Source organism: Paracoccus subflavus (assembly GCF_004310345.1).
Lineage (GTDB): Bacteria > Pseudomonadota > Alphaproteobacteria > Rhodobacterales > Rhodobacteraceae > Paracoccus > Paracoccus subflavus.
On the sequence record NZ_SISK01000003.1, the window covers coordinates 44,139 to 64,582 of the forward strand.

The window sequence follows — 20,444 nt, forward strand, 5'->3', positions numbered from 1 at the left end:
TGGACCTTCTTTTCGTCAGGGGATGGGAAACGGATGACCTCAGCTCATCCACTGGCCGCCGTCCACATTATAGGTCTGGGCGACGATATAGTCGGCCTCGGACGAGGCCAGGAAGATCGCCATGCCGGTCAGGTCGGCGGCGGTGCCCATGCGGCCAAAGGGCACGGCCGCGCCCACTTCCTTCTTCTTCTGGCCGGGGGCCTTGTTTTCGTATTTGGCAAAGAACGCATCCACGCCGTCCCAATGCTCGCCATCGACCACGCCGGGCGCGATGGCGTTCACGTTGATGCCGTGGGCGATCAGGTTCAGCCCCGCCGATTGGGTCAGGCTGATGACGGCGGCCTTGCTGGCGCAATAGACGGCGACCAGGGCCTCGCCCCGCCGGCCCGCCTGAGAGGCCATGTTGATGATCTTGCCACCCTGCCCCCGGTCGATCATGCCGCGCGCCACGGCCTGCATCATGAACAGGGTGCCCGATACGTTGACGGCAAAGATCCGGTCGTAATCGGCGCGGGTGATCTCGACGATGGGCGCGGCGGTGAACAGGGCCGCGTTGTTGATCAGGATGTCGATGCCGCCAAAGGCATCCTCTACCTGCGCCACGCAGGCATCGATCAATGCCTGGTCGGTCACGTCCAACCGGACGGCGATGGCGCCGTCGCCCAGCCCCTGCGCCGCCTTCCGGGCAGCGTCGATGTTGATGTCGCCGATTGCGACCCGGGCGCCTTCGGCCAGATAGGCGCGGGCGAATTCCAGGCCGATGCCCCGCGCCGCGCCGGTGATCAGGGCGCGCTTGCCGTTCAGTCGTTGCATCAGATGCGGTCTCCGTTCGTGTCAAACCGGTGGATCTTGCCTTCGTCCGGGGTCAGCCAGACGGTGTCGCCATGGTGCAGCGTCACCTCTCCGTCGGCGCGCACGGTGATGGTTTCGGCAAGGCCCGTGTCCTCGACATAGAAGAAGCTGTCCGAACCCAGGTGTTCGCTGACCCCCACCCGGCCCTTCCACTTGCCGCCCTGGCCCGAGATACGGATATGTTCGGGACGTACGCCGATGGTCATGGCCCCGTATTCCGCCGCCGCTGCACCGGAAAACAGGTTCATCCTGGGACTGCCGATAAAGCCCGCGACAAAGACGTTCTTCGGACGCAGATAGAGATCCAGCGGCGATCCGACCTGTTCGATCCGGCCGGCCTGCAAGACCACGATCTTGTCGGCCATGGTCATCGCCTCGACCTGATCGTGGGTGACATAGATCATCGTCGTCTTCAGCCGGTTGTGCAGTTCGCTGATCTCGAGCCGCATCCCCACGCGCAGCGCGGCATCCAGGTTCGACAGCGGCTCGTCGAACAGGAACGCGGACGGCTCGCGGACGATGGCCCGGCCGATGGCGACCCGCTGACGCTGACCGCCCGACAACTGGCCGGGGCGGCGGTCCAGATAGCTGGTCAGGTTCAGCGCCTTGGCCGCAGCCTCGATCCGACGGTCCTGTTCGGGTTTGGACACGCCCGCCATCTTGAGGGGAAAGGCGATGTTCTTTCTGACCGACATGTGGGGATACAGCGCATAGGACTGGAACACCATCGCCAGCCCACGCCTGGCCGGCGACGCATCCGTGGCGTTCTTGCCGTCGATCAGGATGTCCCCGGCGCTGACATCCTCGAGGCCCGCGATCAGGCGCAGCAGCGTGGATTTGCCGCAGCCCGACGGGCCGACGAAGACCACGAATTCGCCGTCCTCGATGGTCAGATCCAGCGGCGGGATCACCTCGACCTCGCCGAACCGCTTGGTGACGCCTTGCAGGGTTATCTGTCCCATGTGTTGCTCCCTTATTTCACGGCGCCGAAGGTCAGGCCTCGGACCAGTTGTTTCTGGCTGAACCAGCCCAGCACCAGGATCGGCGCGATCGCCATGACCGATGCCGCCGACAGCTTCGCCCAGAACAGCCCCTGCGGACTGGAGAAGGACGCGATGAAGGCCGACAAGGGCGCGGCATTCGTTGTGGTCAACTGGATCGTCCAGAACGCCTCGTTCCAGGCCAAGATGATGTTCAGCAGCAGCGTGGAGGCGATGCCGGGGATTGCCATGGGCGTCAGGACATACAGGATCTCGTCGCGCAGGGTGGCGCCGTCCATCCGCGCGGCCTCCAGGATTTCGCCCGGAATTTCGCGGAAATAGGTGTACAGCATCCAGACCACGATCGGCAGGTTGATCATCATCAGCAGGACCGTCAGCCCGATTCGGGTGTCCATCAGCCCGGTGCGCAGAAAGATCAGGTAGATCGGCACCAGCACGGCCACGGCGGGCATCATCTTGGTGGACAGCATCCACATCAGGATGTCCTTGGTCCGCTTGGTGGGCGAAAAGGCCATCGCCCAGGCCGCCGGGATCGCCACGATCAGCGCCAGCAGGGTGGACCCGACGGCCAGGATCACGGAATTGGTAAAGGGCCGCCAGTAATTGTTCTGCGACTGGACCGTCTGGTAACTTTCCAGCGTGAAGGACGGGATCAGGTCAAAGCCCGCGATGGCCTCCTGTTCGGACTTCAGGCTGGTGATGATCGTGTACAGGATCGGAAAGAAGATCAGCAGCGCCACGGCCCATGCGGCGATGGTCCAGCCGATCTTGGTGTTGCGGGATACTGCGCGTGCCATGGGGTCCTTCCTTCAATCCAGGTTCCGGCCGACGGCGCGCATCAGAAAGACCGCGACGATATTGGCCAGGATGACGGCGATGATGCCTCCCGCCGCCGCGCCGCCGATGTCGAAGTTCAGACGGGCCGCGCGATAGATGAGGAAGGTCAGGTTGGTCGAAGCCGTGCCCGGACCGCCATTGGTCGTGACAAGGATTTCCGCGTAGATGCCCAACAGGAAGATCGTCTGGATCAGGATCACCACCGTGATCGCGCGCGCCATGTGCGGCAGCACCAGATACAGGAACCGGCTGTAAGCGGGCGCCCCGTCCATCTCGGCCGCTTCCATCTGTTCGGTGTCCAGCGATTGCAGGGATGTCAGCAGGATCAGCGTGGCAAAGGGCAGCCACTGCCAGGCCACGATCAGAATGATCGAGAACAGCGGATACTGGGCGAACCAGTCCACCGGCTGCACGCCCAGGAACCGCGCCACATCGGCCAGCACCCCATAGCTGGGATGCATGATCATGTTCTTCCAGATCAGCGCCGCGACCGGCGGCATGACGAAGAACGGAGAGATCACCAGGATCCGCACGATCCCCTGACCGAAGATCGGCTTGTCGATCAGCATGGCGATGGCGATGCCAAGGACCACGGTAATGAACAGCACGCCCAGAACCAGGATCAGGGTATTCCCGATCGCCTCGAAAAACGCGGGGTCGCTGTAGAAATACTGATAGTTGAACCAACCCGCCCAACTGGTCATGCCGGGGTTCAGCAGGTTGTAGTTCAGGAACGAGTAATACAGCGTCATGCACAGCGGCACGATCATCCAGATGAACAGCAAGATGATGGCGGGCGCGCGCATCAGCCGGGCAAGACCTTGTGTCTGGCGGGTGGCCATCGCGGAAACTCCCTTTGGCAAGGGGGCAAGGGCCCCCGGTGGTCACCGCCCGGAGGAGGGGCCGGGCGGTGCCGTCGCAGGTAACGAAACTGATAATCGTTACTTGATGTAACCCGCGCGCGTCATTTCGCGTGTGGTATTGGCTTGCGCAGCAGCCAGGGCGTCTTCAGCCGACATCTGCCCGGCCAAGGCGGCCGAGAACTGCTGGCCCACGGCGGTGCCGATGCCCTGGAATTCGGGGATCGCAACGAACTGGCCGCCGGTATAGGGGATGTCCTGAACGGATGCCTTTTGAGTATTTGCCGCATTGATCGACGCCAGCGTCATCGCCGCAAAGGGCGCCTCGGCCTGGTAATCCGCGTTTTCATAAAGCGATGCCCGCGTGCCCGGAGGCGCGGCGCGCCAGCCTTCCTTGCCGGCCACCAGTTCGGTATAGCCCCTGGACGTGGCCCAGGCGATAAAGGTCTTGGCGGCGTCCTGTGCGTCCGACGACGCGGGAATGGCCAGTGACCAGGCCCACAGCCAGTTGCCGCGGTTGTCCACGCCTTCCTTGTTGGGGAATTGCGCAAAGCCCACCTTGTCGGCCACGGTCGAATCCTCGGGGTCGGTCACGAAGCTGGCGGCCACCGTGGCGTCGATCCAGATGCCGCATTTGCCCTGCTGGAACAGCGACAGGTTTTCGTTGAAGCCGTTCGACGACGCGCCCGGAGGGCCGTATTCGTTCATCATCGTCAGGTAATCGGTCAGCGTGGCCTGCCATTCGGGACTGTCGAACTGGGGATTCCAGTCGGTGTCGAACCAGCGGGCACCATAGCTGTTGGCCATGGCGGTCAGGAAAGCCATGTTCTCGCCCCAGCCGGGCTTGCCGCGCAGGCAGATACCGTATTGCTCGGCGGACTTGTCGGTCATCGCCTGGGCGGCGGTCATGATGTCCGTCCAGGTCGGCGCCTCGGGAATGGTCACGCCGGCGGCCTCGGCCAGGTCGGTGCGATACATCACCATGGCGGACTCTGCATAGAAGGGCGCCGCATAGAGCTTTCCGTCCATGGACAGGGCGTCGCGCACGGCGGGGATCAGGTCGTCGGTGTCATAGTCATCGCCCAGGTCGTCCAGCGGCACCAGCCAGCCTTGCGCGGCCCAGATCGGAACCTCGTAGGTGCCGATGGTCAGGATGTCGTACTGGCCGCCCTGCGTGGCGATGTCGGTGGTCACCCGCTCGCGCAGGATGTTTTCCTCGAGCGTCACCCATTCCACCTGAATACCCGGATTTGCGGCCGTGAATTCGCTGGTCAGGCCCTGCATCCGGATCATGTCGCCGTTGTTCACGGTGGCGATCGTCAAGGTCACGCTATCCTGCGCCCCGGCAAGTCCGGCAGTGGCGCACAGCGCCGTCGCACCCAGCAGGGCGCGAAATGTGATGGTCATGCTATCCTCCCCATGTCATCTGGGCATTTGCCACACTGACGGGCAAATACTCACAGATATTGCCTGGTCTGTCAATCCTTCAGTGTGACATGCAAATCTGTTCGGCCAAAGCCGTAACATTCTTGCGCAAGTGTCCTAAGCCCTTCAGGGTGCCAGCAGACGCTCGGCTGTTGCCTCTGAGGTGATGAGGCCATTGACCAGCCGACCGATCAGGGCCGCCCGAATCGCGGCCAGCTTTGCGGCCCCCGTGGCGACGGCGATCACCGGCCGTTCGGCGGCATGGGGCAACGGGGCAGAGGCGACCCGGGCCGTCAAGTCACAGTCGATCACCCGCCCGGATTGGTCATAGACCCAGCTTGTGATCTCGCCCACCGCGCCGCTGGCGGCAAGCTGTTCCATCTCGGCCCCGCTGACAAAGCCATCAACGACCAGGGGGGCGTTGCGGTCCATCTGTCCGATGCCGACCAGCGACATATGGGCCTGTTCGCACAGGCTGATGGTGTTGCGCACCGCTTCCTGCTGACGCATGATCGCCAGTTCGGCAGGATCGCGAGCCAGCACCGGCAGAGGATAGGGATAATGCGGCGATCCGATCCTTTCGGCCAGGCTGATCGTCGCGTTATAGGGGGTGGCCGAACCGTCCTGCATCATGTTGCCCAGCCGCGACACGACCACGTGCTGCGGGCAGGCCATGCGGGGAAGCTGTTCGACCGTCGCCTTCAGCGCCCGGCCCGTTCCCAGGCTGATGATCCGGCGTTCGGGCGACTTGAGGGTCTTTTCCAGTTCTGCCGCCGCCGCGATGGCGATGCCGGTCAAAAGCCCCGGCGCGTCGGGATCGGACGGAACGACCTCGCAGGACATCAGGCCGAAACGGTCCGACAGGGACTGGGCCAGATCCATGCAGCGGGCGATCGGGTGATCCACGCGAACCTTGATCAGCCGTTCGCTGACCGCCATCGCCACCAGCCGCTGCGCCGACTGCCGGCTGACGCCCAGCTTGCGGGCGATTTCGTCCTGGGTGTTGCCCGCGACGTAATACAGCCAGCCGGCGCGGGCCGCATCGTCCAGCCGAACCGACTCGGGGGAAGACCGGGTGGTGCTCACGGGACGCGGGCTCCTGCTTGAATATCGCTCAACAGTTGGGGGAATTCCTCCCAAGTGTCAAAGGATTGCACGCCGCCTGCCGATGGCGTGCGGTTCAGGCCGCGCAGATGCGCGCCCCCGGCATAGTGCAGGACGCGCATCCCCGCGGCTTGGGCTGCGGCAATGCCGGGGGTGCTGTCCTCGATCACCAGGGCCTTGTCCGGGGGAAACCCCATCCGGGCGGCTGCAAACAGGAACAGGTCCGGGGCGGGCTTGCCGCGCGGAACCTGGCTGGTGGTAAAGACCGGGAACCGCCCCGACAGGCCCAGAATCTGCAAGGTCCGTTCGACCCGCTGCGGGCTGGACGAGGTGGCGATGCAGGCAGGCAGCGGCAGACCCTCCAGGATCGGCAGAACGCCCGGCGTGGGGCGCAGGTCGGTGGCAAAGCGGTCTAGCAGGCGGCTGCGGTAATCCGCCTCGAACGTGGGCGGCAGGGGATTGCCGAATTGGCGCCGGATCGTGGCGGCGACCGTGGGAAAGCTGCGGCCCAGAAAATCGCGGCGCACGTCCTCGGGCGTCACCGCAATCCCCAGGGCGGCCAACTGGTCGATCAGCACGGTCGCCGACAGGATCTCGCTGTCGGCGATCACGCCGTCGCAATCCAGAATGATCAGCCCGATGCCCATGGCCCGTCCCCCATGGCCCGCCCCCTTGCCCATCCTGACGGAAGCCCGCGCAAAAGCGCAAGTGCAAGCCCCCGGCTTTTATGGCAGGACAGACCCGCCACACCCGCCCGCCCCGAGGATTCATGCGCGCCGTCCTGATCTGCCCGCCCCTGCACAGCCACCTGCGGGCCTTCGAGGCCCTGGCCCGCGCCTGGACGCGCAAGGGGCACGAGGCAATCTTTCTGACCGAACCCGGCGTCGTGCTGGAAGGCGACATGCGCCAAGCCATCCTGCCCGGCCCCGTGCTGCGGCCCCAGTCACGCACCCTGCTGGCCGAGATCCTGGCGGGCGCCCGCCGCACCGACCGGCTGTGCCGCGACGCCCCCGCGCTGCTGCGCGACCTGTCCCCGGACCTGATCCTGGGCGATCAGATGGAGCCTGCATCCGGCCTTTTGGCCCGTGCCCTGGGCCTGCCGCTGGCATCGATCGCCTGCGCCGTTCCCATGGACCCCGAACCGGGCATTCCCCTGCCCTTCCTAGGATGGCCGCACGATACCTCGGCGCAGGGCCTGAAACGCAATGCCGGGGGCGAACGGATCGCCGGCCTGCTGCTGACCCCTCAGAACCGCGTGATCAGGCATTGGGCGCGGCACTGGGGACTGGGCGATCTGGGGCGATTACAGGACTGCCTGTCGTCCGACCTGACCCTGTCGCAGATCGCGCCGGGCTTTGACTATCCCCGTCCCGCGAACGGTGGGCATATCGTCCAGCTTGGCCCGTTCCGGCAGGGCCAGGTGACGCAGGATTTCCCCCCCGACATCCGGCCCGATCCGGCAAGACCCTTTGTCTATGCATCGCTGGGAACGCTGCAAAGCCATCGCGCAGGGCTTCTGGCGCGGATCGCGCGGGCCTGCCGGCAGGCCGGCGTGCAGGTGCTGGTGTCCCATGCCGGCAGCCTAACCGATGGCCAGGCAGGCCGCATCCCGGCCGACTGGGTGCGATCCTTTGTGCCCCAGCAGGCGGTTCTGGCGCGCGCCGCCCTGTGCATCACCCATGCCGGGTTGAACACCGCGCTGGAATGCCTGGCCGCCGGGGTGCCGATGCTGGCCCTGCCGCTGACCCACGACCAGCCCGGCGTGGCCGCGCGGATCGTCCAGTCCGGCACCGGGCTGCGCCTGCACCCCTGGCAGCGGGGCAGCAACCGGATTGCGGATGCGGTGGCCACGCTGCTGGCGGACGAGAACTTTCGCGCCCGCGCGCGTCACTTTGCCGCAGAGGCTGCCTCCTGGGGCGGCGCCGCCGGCGCGGTGGACGCGATCGAGGCGCGGTTCAGCCCGCGACGATCCGCGCAAGCGTCGTGATGAAGCCATCGCCGATCCACGCGGTTGTCCAGATCTCGGCCCCCACCGCCGCAAGGCCCACCACCCAGCCCGCAACCGGCAGGGCCAGCAGCGCGCCCACCACCGCCGCTGCCGTGTCGGCCATGGAATTGGCGATGCTGTCGCCGTCATAGGCCAGGGGGTCGCCCGACGAATAGCCGAACAGCGCGATGCTGGCCGGCAGATTCTCGGCCATTTCCCAGATGCTGCTGCTGGCGACCACCGCCGCCAGCAGCGTCCAGACCGGCCAGTCGGGCCTGATCCGGCGCACCACGGCAATCAGCGCCGCGCCAAAGATCAGGTGCTGGAAACTGTACGGATCCAGCGCCGTGCGCGAGTTCGGCACCACTTGGCCGGGAATCGACCAGATCTGGCCGCAGTCGCATCCCAGCGGCCGGTTCAGGATCATCAGAACCACCAGCTTGGCCGTCAAGGCCAGCAAGATCAGCACGGCGGCCTGCCTGCCCCGACCGTGGGCGCCGGGCAACCGGCGGGCGACCGGCGGCCAGCTTGCGAATCGTTGATCGCGAACCGGGACCGCGATGTGATTTTCGTCTTTCATTGTCTGGAAACTAAGGGCACCGTCCGCCAACACAAGAGCCCGCCGGAACCGAGGGGAATGGATCAAGCTGCCGATATCGTGATTGCCGGGGCCGGACTGTCGGCGCAACTGGTCGCGCTGCGGCTGGCACCGCAGGCGCGCGTGCTGATGATCGACCGTCACCCCGACCCGCTGGCGGGCCATACGTGGTCGTTCCATGACGCCGATATCGACGCCGATGCCCAGGCCTGGCTGGCCCCTGCGATCAGGCGAAGATGGGCCGGGCAGGAGGTCCGCTTTCCGGGTCATGCGCGGCGGCTGGCCTCGGGCTATGCTTCGCTGGACGCAGGCAGCCTGGGTGCCGCCACGGCCGCCCTGCCTGGCGTGTCGATGATCGAGGGACGGGTGCGCGACATCGACGGCCGGTCGGTCACGCTGGACGACGGGCGCCGCATCGCGGCAGGCGTGGCCATCGACGCGCGCGGCTTTCGCCCCCATCCGGCAGCCCAGGTGCGGTTCCAGAAGTTCCTGGGACAAGAGGTCGAGCTGTCGTCCCCCCACGGGCTGACCCGGCCCGTCATCATGGACGCCACGGTGGCGCAGCAGGACGGGTATCGGTTCTTTTACCTTCTCCCTTTCGACGACCGGCGCCTGCTGATCGAGGATACCTATTATTCCGATGCTGCCGCCCTGTCCGCCGACCGCCAGCGCACCGCCATCGCCGATTATGCCGCGGACCGGGGCTGGCAGATCGCCCGCGTCCTGCGCGAGGAACGGGGCGTCCTGCCGATCACCCTGCGGCTGGACGCCGAGGCATTCTGGCGCGACCGCCCGACCGGCCTGCCCGTGATCGGCCTGCGCGCCCTGCGGTTCCATTCGCTGACCGGATACAGCCTGCCCCATGCCGTCCGCAGCGCCGAACTGGTGGCCCGGCACTGGCAGGCGGGGCCGGAAACACTTGCCGGTGCCCTGCGCCGCGATTCGCTGGCCGATGCCGGGCGACAGGGATTTTATCGCCTGCTGGCCCGGATGCTGTTCGAGGCCGCGGCCCCGGACGAACGCCGGCGGGTGATGGAACGGTTCTATCGCCTGCCCGAACCGCTGATCGAACGGTTCTATGCCGGGCAGACCAGCCTGGCCGACAAGGCGCGCATTCTGACCGGGCGGCCCCCCGTGCCGGTGTCCAGGGCCCTGCGCTGCCTGCCCGGAACGTTGAAGGAAAGATCTGCATGAACATGGAATCCGGCAAGACCGCCGCCGTCATCGGGGCAGGCCTGGGTGGCCTTGCCCTGGCCATCCGCCTGCAAAGCGCAGGCGTGCGGACGGTGCTGTGGGAAAAGCGCGACAAGCCCGGCGGGCGGGCCTATGTCTATCAGGACGAGGGGTTCACCTTTGACGCGGGACCGACCGTCATCACCGACCCCGAATGCCTGCGCAAGCTGTGGCGCCTGTCGGGCCGCGACATGGCCGACGATGTCACGCTGCTGCCCGTCGATCCCTTCTACCGGCTGTGCTGGGAGGACGGCACCGTCTTCGACTATGCCGACGACGCCGAGGCGCTTGCCCGCCAGATCCGTGCCATCAATCCGGCCGATGTCGCGGGATACGACCGCTTTCTGGCCTATTCCCGCGACGTCTATCGCGAAGGATACGAAAAGCTGGGGGCGGTGCCCTTTCTGCATTTCAGCGACATGATCCGGGCCGCGCCGCAACTGGCCCGGTTGCAGGCCTGGCGGTCGGTCTATTCCATGGTGGCCCGCCACATCCGGGACGAACGGCTGCGACAGGCATTCAGCTTTCATACGTTGCTGGTCGGGGGAAACCCGTTCTCCACCTCGTCCATCTATGCGCTAATCCACGCGCTGGAACGCAAGGGCGGCGTCTGGTTCGCCAAGGGCGGCACGGGCGCCCTGGTCGCGGGCATGGTCAGGCTGTTCACTGAACTAGGCGGACAGATCCGCCTGAACACCCCCGTGGAACGGATCGAGTCCGAAGGCAACCGCGTCACCGCCCTCCATGCGGGAGGAGAGCGCCACCCCTATGACATGGTGGCCAGCAATGCCGATGTCGTTCACACCTATCGCGCCCTGCTGGGGGACAAGCGGGGCGACCGGCTGGCGTCGCGGCGCCATTCCATGTCGTTGTTCGTGATCTATTTCGGGCTGCGGGGGCTGCGTCCCGAACTGCGCCACCACATGGTCCTGTTCGGCCCGCGCTACAAGGGGTTGATCGACCAGATCTTTTCCGGCCCCGGTCTGGCCGACGACTTTTCGCTGTATCTCCATGCGCCCTCGGTCACGGATGACAGCCTCGCCCCCGAAGGATGCAGCGCCTATTATGTGCTGGCCCCCGTGCCGCATCTGGGCACGGCGGATCCCGACTGGGACCGCATGGCGGTCGCGTATCGAGACCGTATCCTGGATTACCTGGATGCGCGCTATATCCCCGGCCTGCGGCGCGATCTGGTCACGGTGCGGCATTTCTCGCCCTTGGATTTCCGGTCGGAACTGAACGCCCATCTGGGATCGGCCTTTTCCATCGAGCCGATCCTGACCCAGAGCGCGTGGTTCCGCCCCCATAACCGCGACGACCGGTTCGGCAACCTGTATGTCGTGGGCGCCGGAACCCATCCCGGTGCGGGCATCCCCGGCGTGGTCGGATCGGCCGAGGCGACGGCTTCGCTGATGCTGGGCAACCCGGCATGACCGACACGACGCTGGACCAGGCCCGGCATTCCATCGCCGTGGGGTCGAAAAGCTTTGCCATGGCCTCGCGGTTCCTGCCGGGCGGACTGCACGACGACTGCGTGATGCTGTATGCCTGGTGCCGCCATGCCGACGACCTGATCGACGGGCAAGAGGCGGGCTTTGCCGCAGACCGGCCCCACGATCCCGCCGCGCGCCTGGCCGAATTGCGCGATCTGACCCATCGCGCGCTGCGGGGCCACCCCTCTGCGCCGGTCCATGCCGGGCTGGCGCGGGTGGTGGCGGCGCGGGACATTCCGCATCGCCATGTCGATGAACTGCTGGACGGCTTTGCCATGGATGTCACAGGCCGCGTTTATCGGGACATGCCCGACACCCTGGATTATTGCTATCACGTCGCGGGCGTGGTCGGCGTGATGATGGCCCGGATCATGGGCGTGCGCGACGATTCCGTTCTGGATCGGGCCAGTGATCTGGGCCTTGCCTTTCAACTGACCAACATCGCCCGCGACGTGATCGACGATGCCCGCATCGGACGCGTCTATCTGCCGCAGGATCTGCTGGCAGCCCAAGGGATCGACCGGATCGACCCCGATGACATGGATCAGCGCGCGGCCCTGCACCAGATCGCCCTGCGCCTGCTGGACCAGGCCGAACTTTACTATCGCAGCGCAGAATCGGGCATCGCGGCCCTGCCCCGCCGTCCGGCCCTGGCCATTGCCGCGGCCCGCAACATCTACCGCGAGATCGGCGTCAAGCTGCGCCGCATCGGCCCCGCCGCCTGGGACGGGCGGCTGTCCACCACAAAGGCCGAAAAGCTGCGGCTGGCCGGACAGGCACTGGGAACGACGATCCTGAACCCCCGGCGCCGCATCCCGCCGCAGGACAGAGCCGGGCTTTACCTGCGGCCCCGTTAGGAGGCGGCCCCCGACCAGGGAACAGGCCGCGACGCCCGGTCCAGCATCGGATTGAAAATCGCATCGATCATGCCCCGGAACGGGTCAGGGTCCAGGCCCACGCGCACCAGCACCTCGTCCGCCGAGGCCAGCAGCGCGCGACAGCGCCGGAATGCCTCGTCCACGCCGAACACGGCCAGATAGGTTTCCTTGTTCCCGTCCTTGCCGATGTCCTTGCCGATGCTGGCGCTGTCGGCCAGCAGGTCGGCCAGATCGTCGGCGATCTGGAAGGCCTGACCCAGATCCTCGCCGAAGCGGCGCAAAAGGCTGCGCTCCTCGTCGGCGCGTCCGCCCAGGATCGCCCCGGCTTCGACCGCGGCACAGAGCAGCGCACCGGTCTTCAGCGCATTGATCCGGGTGATCCGCTCCAGCGCGCCGCCCTGAACGCCGTCGGCATCCGAAAAGCCGTGCAGGTCCAGTTCCTGCCCAGCGACCAGCCCCTGCCAGCCCATCACGCCCGACAGGATGGCAACCAGCGCATTGCGCTGGACCGCGCCCACATCGGGCAGGCTGTTGGCAAGGGAAATGGCGTGGTTCAAAAGGCCGATGGCCGTCAGGATCGCCGTAGCCTCGCCGAAGGCCGCATGGGTGGTGGGCCTGCCCCGGCGCATCATGGCATTGTCCATGGATGGCAGGTCATCGACGATCAGCGAGGCGGTATGGACCATTTCCAGCGCCACGGCCATATCCAGGACCGCATTGCGGTCGGCGTTGCCACCTGCGACAAGATGAAGCAGGTAGGGCCGCAGCCGCTTGCCGCTGGACATTGCATCGCGCGCGGCCTCGATCAGGCGGGCGGGCGCGGGGGAAAGCTGCGACAGGTGTTCGGCGATCCGCCCGTCGAGCAGACGCACAAAGCCTGCCTGGGCGTCCGAGTGTCGGGCGGCGGCCTGCGGCTTGTCTATCGGCTGCTGGTGCATGAGACTGTCCTTTCATGCTGGCGCTGCGCCGACCGGCACGCTGAATTCATGCAAGGGCTGCCGCAAATGACCCACCCCGATCCGTCACCCGGGACAGACGAAACCAACAGTCTCAAGCTTACCTCGCGCAAAGATCAACATCTGGATGTCGTGCTGGCAGGACAGGCAATGCCGACAGTCACGACCGGGTTGGAAGCGGTTCTGTTCGAACATGTCGCCCTGCCGGAAGTTTCGTGGCACGCCGTCGATTTGTCCACCGCTTTTCTGGGCCGACGGATCGCGGCGCCGGTGATGATCGGGTCGATGACCGGCGGTCCCAGCCGCGCGGGCGCCATCAACCGCACCCTGGCCCAGGTCTGCCAGCACCTTCGCCTGCCCCTGGCGGTGGGATCGCAGCGCGTGATGATCGAGGGCGGCGGCGCGGCCGGTCTGGATACGGGTCTGCGGCGTCTGGCGCCGGACATTCCGATCCTGGCCAATCTCGGGGCGGCGCAGCTCAATCGCGGCTTCGGGCGCGACCAGGCGATGCGCGCCATCGACGCCATCGGCGCATCCGCGCTGATCCTGCACCTGAACCCCCTGCAAGAGGCCGTCCAGCCCGAAGGCGACCGCGACTGGACGGGCCTTGCCGTCCGCATCGGCGCCCTGGCCCGCGACCTGCCGGTGCCGGTCGTCGTGAAAGAGGTCGGCGCGGGTCTGTCGGGCGCGGTGGTGTCCCGCCTGCTGGCCGAGGGGATCACCCATTTCGACGTGGCGGGTGCCGGGGGCACCGACTGGGCACGGGTCGAATCCGCGCGCGCGCCCGACCCCGCCGACGCCCGCGTCGCCGCCTGCTTTGCCGGCTGGGGCATTCCAACCGCCGACGCCATCCGCGCTGCCCGCCGGGCCGCACCGGGGGCCACGGTCATCGGGTCGGGCGGCATCATCACGGGACTTGACGCCGCCCGTGCCCTGCGGCTGGGGGCGGACATGGTGTCGCTGGCGGGGGCCGTGCTGCGGTCCGCACTGGACGGACCCGAGGCCCTGCACGATCAGTTGGACATCGTCCTGCGGCAGTTGCGCACGGCCTGTTTCTGCACCGGCAGCGCCGATCTGGCGGCCCTGCGGCGGGCGCGGCTGCTGCGCGGCGATGGCGCCGCGGACTGACCAGAATGGCCGGACTATGCGCCTGCTGCCTGTTCCAGCGCGGCGATCAGCGCCTGGGCAGGGGGCGCTGGCTCGTCGCCCTCGCGCAGGGAAACCCCGACCGGGCCGCCCAGCAATTCATTGCGGATGGGCAGGATCACCAGGGCGCCCGAATCGATTTCCGGGCGCACGACGCCCTCGGATATGAACCACACGGTATCGGACCGCATCACCACCTCGCGTCCGAAGGCCAGCGAAACGTTTTCATAGGCGGGCTGAGGATCCGTCAGGCCCGCCGAATGCAGCCAGCTTCGCACCGAGGCCGCGATCATCGCACCCGGCGGTGGCAGCATCAGCGGATACAGGCCCAGGTCGCCATGATCCCAGCCGCGCCCCAGCAGCGGATGACCCGGGCGCACCACCGGCACGACACGTTCCCAATACAGGCGGCGGAACCGCAGCCCTTCGATATTGCCGGCAGGGGGCATCCGACCCACCACCAGATCAAGCTGGCCTTCCCGCAGCATGGACAGCAACAGCCAGTTCGGCCCCGTCATCACGTCCAGAATCACATCCGGCCGGGCATCCCGAAACGCCAGGGCAGCGCGCGGCACCAGCCCGGTCGCCGCCGTGGGCAGCACGCCGACATGCAGCCGCACCCGTTCGGGCGGCGGCGACAGCACCAGCCGCTGGGCCCGTTCCAGGTCCATGAGGGCCGTCCCCGCGTGGGTCTGATAGACCCGGCCAGCAGGGGTCAGCGCCAGCCTTCGCCCCGACCTGTCGAACAGCGCCACCCCCAGGATCTGCTCCAGTTCCCGGATGGTCTTGGACGCGGCGGGCTGGCTGACATGCAGCGTTTCGGCCGCCGCCGACAGGCTGCCCAACCGGGCGGTTTCCAGAAAGCAGCGCAGGTGACGCAGACGCAGGTGGGAATGCAACATGAATAACCCCCAGGTTATGGCACTCGTTCAGGATTATAATTTTCATCGCCTGCCCTGTCATGGCAGAAACCGCACAGGAGGACATACAGTGCAAACCATTCCGGCATCCGACATCATCCTGCATATCCGCGACGAAGGACCGCGTGACGGCCGCGTGGTGATGTTCGGCAATTCTCTGGGCACCGACCTGAGGGTCTGGGACGCGCTGCTGCCGCTGCTGCCCGCAGGGTTGCGGATCGTGCGCTATGACAAACGCGGCCATGGCCTGTCGGACGCGACGCCTGCGCCCTATTCCATCGACCGACTGGTTTCCGATGCCGAAGCGGTCTGCGATGGGCTGAGCCTGCGCGACATCACCTTTGTCGGCCTGTCCATCGGCGGGCTGATCGGCCAAGGCTTGGCGGCGACGCGCCCTGAGCTGGTGCGCGCGCTTGTGCTGATGGACACGGCCGCGCAGATCGGGACGGCGCAGATGTGGCAGGACCGGATCGACACGATCAACCGCGACGGCGTGGCGGCCCTGGCGGACCCGATCCTGAAACGCTGGTTCACCCCCCGATTCCGCGACACCAACCCTGAATTTGCCCTGTGGCGCAACATGCTGACCCGAACCTCGGTCGCGGGCTATACGGGCTGCTGCGCGGCGATCGCGGGGGCCGACCTGACCGACAGCACCCGCGCCCTGACCCTGCCGGTGATGGCCATGGCGGGCGATCAGGATGGATCGACCCCGCCCGATCTGGTCCGCGCCACCGCCGCCCTGTGCGGGGCCGATTTCCACCTGATCGCGGATGCGGGCCATATTCCCTGCGTCGAACAGCCCGAAGCGACCGCGAAACTGCTGACCGACTTTCTGAAAAGGACCGCCCCATGATCGACCGTCATGCCCAGGGGATGCTGACCCGCCGCGCGGTCCTGGGCGATGCCCATGTGGACCGGGCCGAAGCCGCGAAATCCGACCTGGACCGGCCGTTCCAGGATCTGATCACCGAAGCGGCCTGGGGCACCGTCTGGTCGTCCGACGCCATCACGAAACGCGAACGCTCGATGCTGACGCTGGCCCTGCTGGCCGCCACCGGCAATTTCGAGGAGATCCCCATGCATATCCGCGCCACCGCCCGCACCGGCGCGACCAGGCGCGACGTGATGGAGGCATTCCAGCACGTCGCCATCTATGCCGGGGTGCCCCGTGCCAACCATGCCATCAAGCTGGCGAAGCAGACCTTTGCCGAGATGGAGGCGGCATCCGAATGACCGATCCTGGCCCGCTGATCCCTCGCAACCGCGAGGCGCACCCGGTTGCGTATTGTCCCGGCTACAAGACATCGGTCGCGCGGTCGCCGAACCTGCCGCTGCTGTCGATGGAATCCGGCCCGTCCGAGGAAACCGGGCCGACCTTCGGCCATTCGACATTCGGCACGCTGGACAACAACCTGATCCTGAACTGGACCAGGGGCGCGGCCCCTGCCGTGGGCGAACGCATCCTGATGCACGGGCGGGTTCTGGATGAAACCGCCCGCCCCGTACCGAACACGCTGGTCGAGATCTGGCAGGCCAATGCGGGCGGGCGATACCGCCACAAGAAGGACAGCTATCTGGCGCCGCTGGATCCGAACTTCGGCGGATGCGGGCGGACGCTGACGGATGACCAGGGCCGGTATCAGTTCCTGACCATTCGTCCCGGCGCCTATCCCTGGCCCAACCGGGGCAACGACTGGCGGCCGATGCACATCCATGTGTCCGTGTTCGGCCACAGCTTCGGGCAGCGCCTCATCACCCAGATGTATTTCGAGGGCGATCCGCTGATCCCGCTGTGTCCCATCGCCGCGACGATCCGCGACCGGTCCCAGCTTGACCGGCTGGTGGCGCCGCTGGACATGGCCCATTCGCGGCCGCTGGATTACCTGGCCTACAAGTTCGACATCGTGCTGCGCGGCCGCCGCCAGTCCATGTTCGAGAACAAGCCCGAGGGGATGTGAGATGGTCCAGCCGCTGAACTGCCTGCCCGAATCCGCGTCGCAGACCGCCGGCCCGTATGTTCATATCGGCCTGATGCCGACCTATGCGGGAAACGCCGGATCTTATGACCACGAGATCGGCGGTTCCCCCATTTCCGACGGCGCGCAGGGCCAGATCATTCGGATCGTAGGATCGGTCTTTGACGGCACCGGCTGGGCGCTGCGCGACGCGCTGATCGAAAGCTGGCAGGCCGACGCGTCGGGCAGGTTTCCCGGACAGGAGGGCGCCGATCCGGCGGTCAGCGGCCATTGCCGCTTTGCCGCCGATGCGGTGACGGGGGAATTCACCCTGCGCACCGTCAAGCCGGGCCGGGTGCCGTCGCGCCACGGGCGGGCCTTCGCGCCACATATCTCGCTGTGGATCGTGGCGCGGGGGATCAACATCGGCCTGCAAACCCGCATCTATTTCGAGGACGAGGACAACGAAGGCGACCCCCTGCTGTCGCGGATCGAACAGCGCCCGCGCGTGGACACGCTGATTGCGAAAAAGACCGACGACGGCACCTACCGCTTTGACATCCGGTTGCAGGGCGACGGAGAGACGGTGTTTCTGGACATCTGACCGCCGGTCGGGATGGTGGCGGCGCGGGGTTCCGCTGCGCCGCTTTCGCAAGGAAAGGGCATCCATGACCGATGTGTTCGACCACCCCTGGCTGGGCGGGCTGTTCGCCGATCCCGACATGGCCGCGCTGTGGTCGCCCGATGCCCAACTGTCGGGGATGCGCGCCTTCGAAGCCGCGTTCAGCCGCGCCCTTGGCCGGGCGGGTCTGGCCGATCACGCCGAAGCCGCCGCGCGGACCATCGAGGGCATGGACGTCGACATGGACGACCTGCGGGCAGGCACCGGACAGGACGGCGTGGTCGTACCGCGGCTGGTCCGGCAAATGAAGGCGCAGGCGGGCAATGTGGCAGGATCGGTCCACAAGGGCGCGACGTCGCAGGACGTCATCGACACGGCCACGGCCATCGCCATGCGGGACACCCTGACACTGATCGACGCGCGCCTTGGGGCGCTGACGGATGCCTTGCAGGCACTGGACGCGCGCTTTGGGACCTGTCCGCTGATGGGACGCACCCGGATGCAGGCGGCGACCGAAATCACCGTGGCCGACCGTGTTGCGCCATGGCTTTTGCCGCTGTCGGACCACCGCGCGCGCCTTGCCGCCGCCCGTCCCCGTGTCGCGCGCCTGCAACTGGGCGGCGCCTCGGGCGACCGCGCGGATCTGGGCGATCGCGCGGATGCTGTGGGGGCGGACATGGCGGCGGCGCTTGGGCTGGAAAACCCGCCCCGCGCCTGGCACGCGATGCGCGACGGGGTGGCGGAATTCGCGGGACTGCTGTCGCTGGTCAGCGGCACCCTGGGCAAGATGGGCCAGGACATCGCCCTGATGGCCCAGCAGGGGATCGGCGAGATTTCCCTGTCGGGCGGCGGCGCGTCGTCGGCCATGGCGCACAAGCAGAACCCGGTTCTGGCCGAACTGCTGGTCACGCTGGCGCGGTTCAACGCCGGGCAGCTTGCCCTGATGCATCAGGCGCTGATCCACGAACAGGAACGGTCCGGCGCGGCCTGGGCGCTGGAATGGATGGTCCTGCCGCAGATGGCGCAGGCCACGGGCCGCGCCCTGACAGCGGCGATCACGCTGGCCGGTCAGGTCCAGCGGATCGGTTCGCCCACAGCCTGATCCTTACGCCGCCTTGGGCATCCGCAGCCCCAGGATCTGCCGCGCCTGCTGCCATGTCGCCACCGGACGGCCATGCCTTTCGGCGATTTCGGCCGTACGGCGCACAAGGGCCGCGTTCGACGGGGCCAGCGTGTTGCGGTCCAGCCGCACGTTGTCCTCGAGCCCCGTGCGGGCATGGCCGCCGGCGCTGACGGCCCATTCGTTCAGCACGATCTGCTTTGGCCCGATCCCTGCCGCGCACCAGGGCGCATCCTCGCCGAACAGCCGCTTGACGGTATAGACATAGTAATCGAACACCTCGCGGTCGGCGGGCATGGCGTTCTTGACCCCCATCACGAACTGCACATAGGGCCGGTCCTTGATCTGGCCCGCCTTCCACATCTCGTGCGCCTTGAGGATATGGGACAGATCGAAGGCCTCGATCTCGGGCTTCACGTCATGGGCCAGCATTTCCGAGGCCAGCCAGTCCACCAGTTCCGGCGGGTTCTCATAGACCCGGTTGGGAAAGTTGTTCGACCCCACCGACAGTGACGCCATGTCGGGCGACAGCGGCAGCATCCCGCCCCGCGCCTGGCCCGCGCCGGACCGCCCGCCGGTGGACAGTTGCACGATCAGGCCGGGGCAGTGCTTTTCCAGCCCCTCCTTCAGCCGGGCAAAGCGGTCCGGGTCGCTGGTGGGCTTTCCCTGGTCATCGCGGACGTGGCAATGGGCGATGCTCGCGCCGGCCTCGAACGCCTCTTGCGTGGATTCGATCTGTTCGGAAATGGTGATCGGCACCGCCGGATTGTTTTCCTTGGTGGGCAAAGACCCGGTGATGGCCACGCAGATGATGCAGGGATTGGTCATGGGATGCCCTCGGCTTGCGAATCTGGCCCGGATCATCGGTGAAAAGCGCCCTAGCTTCCAGAACGGATTGGATATGCTGCGATACCTTTCTTGTCTTTCGGGTCGCAAAAGGGCCAAGAAGGGCGGGCGTCGATCCGCCCTGTTCCACTCTGCCCCCGGAAAGCCCGACCATGACCCCGCTTATCTACATCCTGAACGGCCCCAACCTGAACCTTCTGGGCAAGCGCCAGCCCCAGATCTATGGCCACGAGACGCTGGAGGACGTGGCGCGCGACTGCGCCGCCCTGGCGGCCGATCTGGGGGTCGAGACGCGGTTTCTGCAATCGAACGCCGAGGGCCAGATCATCGACTGGATCCACCAGGCGCGCGAGGACGGGGCCGGCATCGTCATCAATCCGGCGGCCTATACCCATACTTCGGTCGCCATCCTGGATGCGCTGAACGCCTTTGACGGCCCGGTGATCGAGATCCACATCTCGAACGTCCACAAGCGCGAGGCGTTTCGCCACCATTCCTATGTCAGCCTGCGCGCCGACGGTGTCATCGCGGGCTGCGGAACCGAGGGATACCGGCTGGCCCTGCGCCGCGTGGCGACCCTGATCGCGCAGGACTGATCGCGCGGGGCC

General features: G+C 66.8%; 22 protein-coding genes. 11 read left to right on the plus strand and 11 right to left on the minus strand.

Annotated features, from left to right (window positions below; translation table 11 throughout):
- Positions 1-39: 39 nt before the first annotated feature.
- From EYE42_RS05280 to EYE42_RS05310, 7 genes are all read right to left on the minus strand, one after another.
- Positions 40-813, minus strand: a complete 774-nt coding sequence (locus EYE42_RS05280; protein ID WP_130990277.1) for an L-iditol 2-dehydrogenase — start codon at positions 811-813, stop codon at positions 40-42.
- Complete coding sequence (locus tag EYE42_RS05285; RefSeq protein ID WP_130990278.1) at positions 813-1,814, minus strand: ABC transporter ATP-binding protein; 1,002 nt, start codon at positions 1,812-1,814, stop codon at positions 813-815. Before EYE42_RS05285 ends, EYE42_RS05280 begins: the two co-directional genes overlap by 1 nt.
- Before the next feature lie 11 nt (positions 1,815-1,825).
- Positions 1,826-2,650, minus strand: coding sequence for a carbohydrate ABC transporter permease (locus EYE42_RS05290; protein WP_130990279.1), 825 nt, complete (start codon positions 2,648-2,650; stop codon positions 1,826-1,828).
- Positions 2,651-2,662: 12 nt separating this feature from the next.
- On the minus strand, positions 2,663-3,532 hold the full coding sequence (locus EYE42_RS05295; protein ID WP_130990280.1) for a carbohydrate ABC transporter permease: 870 nt from the start codon (positions 3,530-3,532) through the stop codon (positions 2,663-2,665).
- A gap of 99 nt (positions 3,533-3,631) precedes the next feature.
- Positions 3,632-4,957 carry an ABC transporter substrate-binding protein gene (locus EYE42_RS05300; RefSeq protein WP_130990281.1) on the minus strand — a complete coding sequence of 442 codons (1,326 nt, stop codon included), beginning with the start codon at positions 4,955-4,957 and terminating at the stop codon, positions 3,632-3,634.
- 144 nt (positions 4,958-5,101) lie between these two features.
- Positions 5,102-6,061, minus strand: coding sequence for a sugar-binding transcriptional regulator (locus EYE42_RS05305; RefSeq protein ID WP_130990282.1), 960 nt, complete (start codon positions 6,059-6,061; stop codon positions 5,102-5,104).
- Entirely contained in the window at positions 6,058-6,726 is a 669-nt protein-coding gene (locus tag EYE42_RS05310) for an HAD family hydrolase (RefSeq protein WP_130990283.1), read from the minus strand. The genes EYE42_RS05305 and EYE42_RS05310 overlap by 4 nt, the downstream gene beginning before the upstream one ends.
- A 122-nt stretch (positions 6,727-6,848) precedes the next feature.
- Between EYE42_RS05310 and EYE42_RS05315 the strand changes: the two genes are divergently transcribed.
- On the plus strand, positions 6,849-8,066 hold the full coding sequence (locus EYE42_RS05315) for a glycosyltransferase (RefSeq protein ID WP_165455714.1): 1,218 nt from the start codon (positions 6,849-6,851) through the stop codon (positions 8,064-8,066).
- On the opposite strand, the gene EYE42_RS15945 is transcribed toward EYE42_RS05315, so the two are convergent.
- Positions 8,035-8,535, minus strand: a complete 501-nt coding sequence (locus tag EYE42_RS15945) for a DUF2585 family protein (RefSeq protein ID WP_165455715.1) — start codon at positions 8,533-8,535, stop codon at positions 8,035-8,037. The genes EYE42_RS05315 and EYE42_RS15945 overlap by 32 nt on opposite strands.
- A gap of 168 nt (positions 8,536-8,703) precedes the next feature.
- Here EYE42_RS15945 and crtY point away from each other — a divergent pair, with 168 nt between their 5' ends.
- The 3 genes from crtY to EYE42_RS05335 are packed head-to-tail and all read left to right on the plus strand — an operon-like array spanning position 8,704 to position 12,247.
- Positions 8,704-9,858 (plus strand): lycopene beta-cyclase CrtY, encoded by a 1,155-nt coding sequence (gene crtY, locus EYE42_RS05325; RefSeq protein WP_130990286.1) that lies wholly within the window; start codon positions 8,704-8,706, stop codon positions 9,856-9,858.
- Positions 9,855-11,330: a phytoene desaturase gene (locus EYE42_RS05330; protein ID WP_130990287.1), complete on the plus strand. Its 1,476-nt coding sequence runs from the start codon at positions 9,855-9,857 to the stop codon at positions 11,328-11,330. Before crtY ends, EYE42_RS05330 begins: the two co-directional genes overlap by 4 nt.
- Positions 11,327-12,247, plus strand: coding sequence for a phytoene/squalene synthase family protein (locus tag EYE42_RS05335; RefSeq protein WP_130990288.1), 921 nt, complete (start codon positions 11,327-11,329; stop codon positions 12,245-12,247). Before EYE42_RS05330 ends, EYE42_RS05335 begins: the two co-directional genes overlap by 4 nt.
- Here EYE42_RS05335 and EYE42_RS05340 read toward each other — a convergent pair.
- Positions 12,244-13,206 carry a polyprenyl synthetase family protein gene (locus EYE42_RS05340; protein ID WP_130990289.1) on the minus strand — a complete coding sequence of 321 codons (963 nt, stop codon included), beginning with the start codon at positions 13,204-13,206 and terminating at the stop codon, positions 12,244-12,246. The two genes, EYE42_RS05335 and EYE42_RS05340, sit on opposite strands and share 4 nt — an antisense overlap.
- A 66-nt stretch (positions 13,207-13,272) precedes the next feature.
- Between EYE42_RS05340 and fni the strand changes: the two genes are divergently transcribed.
- Positions 13,273-14,352: a type 2 isopentenyl-diphosphate Delta-isomerase gene (gene fni, locus EYE42_RS05345; protein ID WP_130990290.1), complete on the plus strand. Its 1,080-nt coding sequence runs from the start codon at positions 13,273-13,275 to the stop codon at positions 14,350-14,352.
- Positions 14,353-14,366: 14 nt separating this feature from the next.
- Here the strand turns inward: fni and EYE42_RS05350 are convergent, their stop codons facing one another.
- Entirely contained in the window at positions 14,367-15,272 is a 906-nt protein-coding gene (locus tag EYE42_RS05350) for a LysR substrate-binding domain-containing protein (protein ID WP_130990291.1), read from the minus strand.
- 88 nt (positions 15,273-15,360) lie between these two features.
- On the opposite strand from EYE42_RS05350, the gene pcaD reads away from it, so the two are divergent.
- The 5 genes from pcaD (at position 15,361) to EYE42_RS05375 (ending at position 18,972) form a co-directional block, all read left to right on the plus strand.
- Entirely contained in the window at positions 15,361-16,146 is a 786-nt protein-coding gene (gene pcaD / locus EYE42_RS05355) for a 3-oxoadipate enol-lactonase (RefSeq protein ID WP_246020597.1), read from the plus strand.
- A complete protein-coding gene (pcaC, locus tag EYE42_RS05360; protein ID WP_130990292.1) occupies positions 16,143-16,526 on the plus strand; it encodes a 4-carboxymuconolactone decarboxylase in 384 nt (127 codons plus the stop codon). The genes pcaD and pcaC overlap by 4 nt, the downstream gene beginning before the upstream one ends.
- Entirely contained in the window at positions 16,523-17,251 is a 729-nt protein-coding gene (pcaH, locus tag EYE42_RS05365; protein WP_130990293.1) for a protocatechuate 3,4-dioxygenase subunit beta, read from the plus strand. Before pcaC ends, pcaH begins: the two co-directional genes overlap by 4 nt.
- 1 nt (position 17,252) lies before the next feature.
- A complete protein-coding gene (pcaG, locus tag EYE42_RS05370) occupies positions 17,253-17,852 on the plus strand; it encodes a protocatechuate 3,4-dioxygenase subunit alpha (protein WP_130990294.1) in 600 nt (199 codons plus the stop codon).
- Positions 17,853-17,916: 64 nt separating this feature from the next.
- Complete coding sequence (locus tag EYE42_RS05375) at positions 17,917-18,972, plus strand: 3-carboxy-cis,cis-muconate cycloisomerase (protein ID WP_130990295.1); 1,056 nt, start codon at positions 17,917-17,919, stop codon at positions 18,970-18,972.
- A 3-nt stretch (positions 18,973-18,975) separates the two neighbouring features.
- Here EYE42_RS05375 and EYE42_RS05380 read toward each other — a convergent pair whose 3' ends face one another.
- Entirely contained in the window at positions 18,976-19,818 is an 843-nt protein-coding gene (locus tag EYE42_RS05380; protein WP_130990296.1) for a 3-oxoadipate:acetyl-CoA acetyltransferase, read from the minus strand.
- A gap of 170 nt (positions 19,819-19,988) precedes the next feature.
- On the opposite strand from EYE42_RS05380, the gene aroQ reads away from it, so the two are divergent.
- Complete coding sequence (gene aroQ, locus EYE42_RS05385) at positions 19,989-20,432, plus strand: type II 3-dehydroquinate dehydratase (RefSeq protein ID WP_130990297.1); 444 nt, start codon at positions 19,989-19,991, stop codon at positions 20,430-20,432.
- Positions 20,433-20,444 lie beyond the last annotated feature (12 nt).

Bases quoted from the DNA above. Each gene is read 5' to 3' on its own strand.
- fni (WP_130990290.1), top strand. From the start codon at position 13,273: ATGACCCACCCCGATCCGTCACCCGGGACAGACGAAACCAACAGTCTC.
- crtY (WP_130990286.1), top strand. From the start codon at position 8,704: ATGGATCAAGCTGCCGATATCGTGATTGCCGGGGCCGGACTGTCGGCG.
- pcaC (WP_130990292.1), top strand. From the start codon at position 16,143: ATGATCGACCGTCATGCCCAGGGGATGCTGACCCGCCGCGCGGTCCTG.
- EYE42_RS05375 (WP_130990295.1), top strand. From the start codon at position 17,917: ATGACCGATGTGTTCGACCACCCCTGGCTGGGCGGGCTGTTCGCCGAT.
- EYE42_RS05295 (WP_130990280.1), bottom strand. From the start codon at position 3,532: ATGGCCACCCGCCAGACACAAGGTCTTGCCCGGCTGATGCGCGCGCCC.
- aroQ (WP_130990297.1), top strand. From the start codon at position 19,989: ATGACCCCGCTTATCTACATCCTGAACGGCCCCAACCTGAACCTTCTG.
- EYE42_RS05310 (WP_130990283.1), bottom strand. From the start codon at position 6,726: ATGGGCATCGGGCTGATCATTCTGGATTGCGACGGCGTGATCGCCGAC.
- EYE42_RS05335 (WP_130990288.1), top strand. From the start codon at position 11,327: ATGACCGACACGACGCTGGACCAGGCCCGGCATTCCATCGCCGTGGGG.
- EYE42_RS05380 (WP_130990296.1), bottom strand. From the start codon at position 19,818: ATGACCAATCCCTGCATCATCTGCGTGGCCATCACCGGGTCTTTGCCC.
- EYE42_RS05315 (WP_165455714.1), top strand. From the start codon at position 6,849: ATGCGCGCCGTCCTGATCTGCCCGCCCCTGCACAGCCACCTGCGGGCC.
- EYE42_RS05300 (WP_130990281.1), bottom strand. From the start codon at position 4,957: ATGACCATCACATTTCGCGCCCTGCTGGGTGCGACGGCGCTGTGCGCC.
- EYE42_RS05285 (WP_130990278.1), bottom strand. From the start codon at position 1,814: ATGGGACAGATAACCCTGCAAGGCGTCACCAAGCGGTTCGGCGAGGTC.
- EYE42_RS05280 (WP_130990277.1), bottom strand. From the start codon at position 813: ATGCAACGACTGAACGGCAAGCGCGCCCTGATCACCGGCGCGGCGCGG.
- EYE42_RS05340 (WP_130990289.1), bottom strand. From the start codon at position 13,206: ATGCACCAGCAGCCGATAGACAAGCCGCAGGCCGCCGCCCGACACTCG.
- pcaG (WP_130990294.1), top strand. From the start codon at position 17,253: ATGGTCCAGCCGCTGAACTGCCTGCCCGAATCCGCGTCGCAGACCGCC.
- EYE42_RS05290 (WP_130990279.1), bottom strand. From the start codon at position 2,650: ATGGCACGCGCAGTATCCCGCAACACCAAGATCGGCTGGACCATCGCC.
- EYE42_RS05330 (WP_130990287.1), top strand. From the start codon at position 9,855: ATGAACATGGAATCCGGCAAGACCGCCGCCGTCATCGGGGCAGGCCTG.
- EYE42_RS05350 (WP_130990291.1), bottom strand. From the start codon at position 15,272: ATGTTGCATTCCCACCTGCGTCTGCGTCACCTGCGCTGCTTTCTGGAA.
- pcaH (WP_130990293.1), top strand. From the start codon at position 16,523: ATGACCGATCCTGGCCCGCTGATCCCTCGCAACCGCGAGGCGCACCCG.